The organism is Halomonas sp. McD50-4 (assembly GCF_022348135.1).
GTDB lineage: Bacteria > Pseudomonadota > Gammaproteobacteria > Pseudomonadales > Halomonadaceae > Vreelandella > Vreelandella piezotolerans.
This window is the reverse complement of sequence record NZ_JAKRFG010000028.1, coordinates 1-5,675: the sequence shown is the minus strand read 5'-3', so window position 1 is coordinate 5,675 and position 5,675 is coordinate 1. Positions and strand designations below refer to the sequence as shown.

The window sequence follows — 5,675 nt, the reverse complement described above, 5'->3', positions numbered from 1 at the left end:
ACCAGGGTCACATCGGCGGCCTCAATGGCCACATCTGCCCCCGCGCCGATGGCTATGCCAACGTTGGCTTGCTTCAACGCCGCGGCATCATTGATGCCATCGCCGACCATGGCCACGTGGTTGCCATGTTTCTCCTGAAGTTTACGGATGGCATCGACCTTACCTTCCGGCAACACCCCGGCCTGAACCTCGTCGATGCCCACCTCGTCTGCTACGGCACGGGCGGCGCGCTCGTTGTCGCCGGTGATCATCACCACGTGCAGGCCCAGGTCATGCATGCCGCGGATGGCCTCTACGGATTTTTCCTTGAGGGTATCGGCCACTGCCACCAGGCCCAGGGCCTGACCGTCGGCGGCGACGATCACAACGGTGCGCCCCTTGCCCTCGAGCTCTGCCATGGCGTCATCAAGAGCCTCAAGGCCTGTCACGCCTTCCTCTTCCAGCAGTCGACGATTGCCGATCAGCACGGTTTCATCGCCCACCTTGCCCGAGACGCCCCGCGCTCCGGTGGAGCGAAAATCGCTGACTTCACCGGGCTTCACATCGCGTTCCTTGGCACCATCCACGATGGCCCGGGCGATGGGGTGCTCCGAGGCGTTCTCCACGCTCGCGGCGAGGGTCAGCAGGCGCGTTTCCTCGACTCCTTCGGCGGTGACGGCATCGGTGAGCTTCGGCTCGCCGCGGGTAATGGTGCCGGTCTTGTCGAGCACCATCACTTTGACGTCCTTGAAGGTCTGGATCGCTTCGCCGGAGCGGATCAGGATGCCACGCTCGGCACCGATGCCGGAGCCGACCATCAGCGCGGTGGGGGTGGCTAGGCCGAGGGCGCAGGGACAGGCGATGACAAGCACGGCGACGGCGGCAATCAGGGCTAGCGTTGGTGTGCTGGCATCTGGATTCACCCAAGGCAGGAAGGTCGCGCCCCAGTCCAGAATCGGCCGCAGGACGTCTGGAAACAGCGCCCATGCAATCAGGCTAGCCAGTGAAATAGCCAGTACCGCTGGCACGAAGCGGCCGGTCATACGGTCGGCGAATTCTTGGATTGGCACCCGTGAGCCCTGAGCCTGGTCGATCAGACGCACCACTTGGGAGAGAAAAGTATCGGCGCCGACGCGGGTCGCCTTGACCCGCAATCGGCCCTCCTTGTTGATGGTGGCGCCGATCACGCTGTCGCCGGTGCTCTTGTAGACCGGTATCGACTCGCCGGTGGCGATGGACTCGTCGAGATGGCTCTCGCCCTCGACCACCTCGCCGTCGGTGGGGATCTTGTCGCCGGGGCGCACGACCATGATGTCGCCCGGGGCCAGCTCCTTCACCGCCACCTCGACTTCCTCGCCATCGCGCTCGACGCGTGCTGTCTTGGCACCCAGGGTCATTAGGCGGCGGATGGCCTGGGAGGCGCGTCCCTTGGCGAGTGCCTCCAGGTAACGGCCCAGCAGGTGGAAGGTCATGATGGTGGCGGCCATCTCGATGAATGAGGTCATGGGGTAGACGAAGCCGACTAGGCCGATCAAGTAGGGCGGCAGGCTGCCCATGGAGATCAGCACGTCCATATTGAAGGTGCCGTTCTTCAGCGAGCGCCAGGTCGACTTGTGGGTGGCGATACCGCCATAGAGAAACACCACCGGGAAGGCCAGCACGGCGATGATGGCCAGGTAGCCGGGAATCGGCTGCCAGAACATGTGCGGCATCATCAGCAGCATGATCAGGGTGGTGGGTACCGCAGCGATGATCAGCCGCTTGCGGGCCTGGGAAAGATAGGCCTCCTCGATCTCGGCGTCGCTGTCGGCATCCTCCGCCTCGTCGGCCTGCACGGCGGCCACCTCATAGCCGGCCCCTTCCACGGCGCGCTTGAGCGCATCGCCATCGGGGCCATCGGCGGCAATACTCACAGAGACGCGATGGCTGGCGATATTGGTGTCGATTGATTCGATACCCTCGAGCCGCTCCAGGGTACTGCGGATGATGCCGGCGCAGTGGTCCGAGCCCATGCCGGGAACGGTCAGGCGGACCTGTTGCATGCCGGTACCACCACTGACGGCGGCCACGTCATAGCCGGCGCCTTCGACGGCTTCCTTCAAGGTGTCGCCGTCGGGCCCGCCTGCTTCGATGGTCACGCTGACATGGTGGTTGGCGATATTGGTCTGGATCTCGCCCACGCCATCGAGGCGTTCCAGCGTCTTGCGCACGATGCCGGCACAGTGGTCACTGCCCATGCCGGGGACCGTCAGGGTGATCGTGTTGGGGGGTGAATCGCTCATCGCTTGTCTCCTGCGGGCGTTGCCGAGTGGACGGCCAACAATGGCCGTCCTGTTGCCTGAGTCTGTGACACTCCCGGTCAGTGATGGGCCTCGTGGTCCTCGGGGTCGACGTCACTCTCAGGGGTGGCCTGCTGAAGCTGCTGGCGTTGCTCGTCGGTGAGCAGGTCGTTCATGGTATTTTCCAGACGCACCCTCTCGGCCATCATCTCGCCGTGAAGCTCGGCCATCCGACCGTGCAGGGCCTGGACCTCCTCAGGATCGGGGCGCTCGCCGCGCATCTCCGCCATCAGGTCCTCGCGTAGGTTCATCAGGCGGCCCATGCGCTCGAACTGGGCGGGGCGATGCTCCTGCATCAGCGCGCGCATCTCGTCGTGCTGCTCCGGGTCGAGCACCTCCCGCATCATGCCCATGCCGGCGCCTCCCATCATCGGGCAGGTCATCATCCCGCCACCCATCATGCCTTTCATCATGCCGGGCCCCATGCCGCCCTGGCCGCCACTCATCATTCCCCCCATCATGCCGGGCCCCATGTCGCCCTGGCCGCCGCCCATCATTCCGCCCATCATGTCAGGGCCCATGCCGCCTTGGCCGCCGCTGCCGCCCGTCATGCCGCTACCCTGATTGGGCTGATTGGTCGGCATGCTCTGGGCGAGAGCGATGCCGCTACCACTGGCACCGAGTGCCAGGGCGAGTCCGAGAGCGAGAGTATGCTTGCGAATTTCCATGATCCTTCTCCTAGCGAGCTGTTGGGCCCATTCAGGCCCTTTGCTGACATTATTCGGCTACGTGCTGCACAGAGGTCAATCCCATGTAACAGTGACTTTCACCTTTGTCTCGTTATGGTCTTCAGACATCGTTCATTCTCCCCGTTTGGCGAACAAGGCGCATGGCTTCGTGCTCTTCAAGTGCTAAAAGGGAATCTAAGAGCTCTTTAGCCTCAGGAATTTCCGCTTTGCCAACGAGGGTTCGATAAAGGTTTATCGTTTGTTCATGGAAATCAAAAACCTCTCGGCAAATGTCGTCAACACTTAGCGTGGAATAGGGCGCATCGCAGGTACGATGCGTACGGATAGGTTTATGCTCCAAATAGTCATAAACGTAGGTTTTTAATGCTTTCGCGTCAGCAGTCTGTTCAAAGCGCGCCACAACGCGCTGCATTTCCGCTTCCTGTGCAGCTAAGTAATTGAGCAACATGCGAGCGCGCTCTTCTTCGTGTATATCGGCGCAATGAGCAAGGCAAGCTGCAAGATGCTCGTGTAACTGACGGGTCCAATCGATCAATTCACCAAAGGTTCTAACGTCCATTTGGTACCTCCTATAACGCTATTAACGTTAATGAGTGTGAGAGTGCTCGCTATCGTTTGAAGCGTCGCGTTTGGATAGGAAAATCCATTCGCCGAGTAAAAGAGTAGCCATTACTACGCCAGCAACGATGAGCACCATGGGGTCCGAGATGGCTTTTACCCATAAAAAGCCGATTAACACGACAGCATCTAGTAGTATGGCAATGCTAGGAATAACAGGATTAGCCCCCACTCTGTCCTTGAGATGACGAAGCACACCCCAGTGGATGGCCATATCCATGATCAGGTAGAAAATGATGCCTAATGCTGCGATGCGGCTCAGGTCAAAAAAAGCGGTGAGCACTAAGCCAAATACGATGGTGTACACCAGTGTATGCTTTTGTACACTGCCGGGCATGTGGAAATGGCGGTGAGGAACCAGCTTCATTTCTGTCAGCATGGCGAGCATGCGTGAAACGGCAAAGACGCTGGCGATGATACCGCCCGCCGTTGCCAACATGGCGAGAATGACGGTAAACGCAACTGCCGCTTCACCCAGTGCGGGACGGGCAGCGGCGGCCAGGGAGTAGTCTTGGGTTTCGATAATTTCAGGCAAAGATAGGTTGCTGGCAACGGCAAAACCGACAAGGGCATAGATCACCACGCATAGCGCAATCGAGATCGTGATAGCTTTGCCAAGATTCCGCTTAGGATCTTTAAGCTCCGAACCACTATTGGTAATCGTCGTGAAGCCTTTAAATGCCAGTATGCCGAGCGCCGTAGCACCTAAAAAGCCCGTTATCGTAGGCGTAGGTGCATCGTTGCCAGCACCCATTTCGATGGAGTCGGCAATAAACACGCCGACAATACCAAACACTATAATGCCACCTATTTTGATAAATCCGAGCACCGAGGCGACGGTCTCGATCAAGCGGTTGGCGGATAAATTGATCAAAAAGGCTATTAGCAGTAAACCAACCCCGAGTAGGGGCACAAATAGTGAACGATCCCCCAGGTCAAACAACTCAAGCGTGTAGGAACCAAACGTTCTCGCCAAAAAACTCTGTGCGATCACCATGGAAAAATACATCAGGAGGGCATGAAAGGCGGTGGGAAGCGTCGGGCCATACGCTTTCTGTAAATACATGCCAATCCCACCTGCTGATGGGAAGGTATTGGACATTTTAACGTAAGAATAAGCGCTGAAAGAGACAATGACGGCAGCGGCCAGAAAGGCTAGAGGAAATAGCCGACCAGTCATTTCGGCCATTTGGCCGGTTAGCGCAAAAATACCGGCCCCAATCATCACGCCGGTGCCTAATGCAACGGCACCGACCAACGAAAGACTGTTTTCTTTATATTGTGGCGTTCTATCCTGCCCAACCATGAAAGCGACTCCTTGTATTAACGGCAACCACAGCAGCAATAACTGCCGAGGACTCCTGTGCGGTGTTTTTTGATGCTATATAAATTAAATATAGAACCTATGTGCAGCCACATGGCAAATGACTAACGGAAGGTCTGATTTTGCGAGGCCACAGGCAAGCAGCTCTTACCCTAAACTAGCTAGTCTTGCTCCTGGTTGTGTCATGTAGCCGTTATGACTATTAATGACAGCTCCAAGGTTCCTGTTTAGCGTTGTCTTTAACGTTCTGATCGACGAAACGGTAATACTCCTTCTTAAAGCGGTTCCACCGATCAGCGCTGACCTGTATGTCATGGAGCTTGAGAATTTTTTCAACGTCATCGATGCAGAGCCTCAGCGCATCGTAAGCAAGGCTGATATTTCGGTTTTTCTCGTTGTAGACCACCTTATCCATTCCATAGAGTCGGTCGATATCTGACAGCGCTTCTTCAATGCGTTTGGATTTACTAGGCTTGATTTTTAAATTCCGAGTCACCAGTGTGTTTTTGGAAACACCCAAGCGGTGCTCTTGTTGTGTCGTTTTCATGGTCTTTCTCCCAGGCGCGTACATGTATATATAGAGTGGTTCAGTTCTTGTCTATTTTGTCCTTATGACCGCCGTGGTGTTTATGCATGAAAATATGCATCAGTGGGCATGCTGCCAAAAAGAGGAAAGGTAAGAACTGAAATAGGTGGAGACGGTGCTCGGTTCCCATCAGGTATCCC

Annotated in this window: 6 protein-coding genes; all 6 read right to left on the bottom strand. The window is 57.1% G+C overall.

Annotated features, from left to right (window positions below; all coding sequences use genetic code 11):
- On the bottom strand, positions 1-2,261 hold a 2,261-nt coding region (locus MHM85_RS18110), incomplete at its 3' end, for a heavy metal translocating P-type ATPase (RefSeq protein WP_239286577.1).
- Between the two features lie 77 nt (positions 2,262-2,338).
- Positions 2,339-2,986: a Spy/CpxP family protein refolding chaperone gene (locus MHM85_RS18105; protein WP_023004785.1), complete on the bottom strand. Its 648-nt coding sequence runs from the start codon at positions 2,984-2,986 to the stop codon at positions 2,339-2,341.
- Positions 2,987-3,107: 121 nt separating this feature from the next.
- Positions 3,108-3,566 (bottom strand): hypothetical protein, encoded by a 459-nt coding sequence (locus MHM85_RS18100; protein WP_008958467.1) that lies wholly within the window; start codon positions 3,564-3,566, stop codon positions 3,108-3,110.
- A gap of 27 nt (positions 3,567-3,593) precedes the next feature.
- Positions 3,594-4,931 (bottom strand): APC family permease, encoded by a 1,338-nt coding sequence (locus tag MHM85_RS18095; RefSeq protein WP_008958468.1) that lies wholly within the window; start codon positions 4,929-4,931, stop codon positions 3,594-3,596.
- Between the two features lie 220 nt (positions 4,932-5,151).
- A complete protein-coding gene (locus MHM85_RS18090; protein ID WP_022522184.1) occupies positions 5,152-5,496 on the bottom strand; it encodes a hypothetical protein in 345 nt (114 codons plus the stop codon).
- Between the two features lie 40 nt (positions 5,497-5,536).
- Positions 5,537-5,675 (bottom strand): DUF2933 domain-containing protein (locus MHM85_RS18085; protein WP_275443621.1); only part of this gene is annotated, 139 nt, incomplete at its 5' end.

Bases quoted from the DNA above. Each gene is read 5' to 3' on its own strand.
- MHM85_RS18105 (WP_023004785.1), bottom strand. From the start codon at position 2,986: ATGGAAATTCGCAAGCATACTCTCGCTCTCGGACTCGCCCTGGCACTC.
- MHM85_RS18100 (WP_008958467.1), bottom strand. From the start codon at position 3,566: ATGGACGTTAGAACCTTTGGTGAATTGATCGATTGGACCCGTCAGTTA.
- MHM85_RS18095 (WP_008958468.1), bottom strand. From the start codon at position 4,931: ATGGTTGGGCAGGATAGAACGCCACAATATAAAGAAAACAGTCTTTCG.
- MHM85_RS18090 (WP_022522184.1), bottom strand. From the start codon at position 5,496: ATGAAAACGACACAACAAGAGCACCGCTTGGGTGTTTCCAAAAACACA.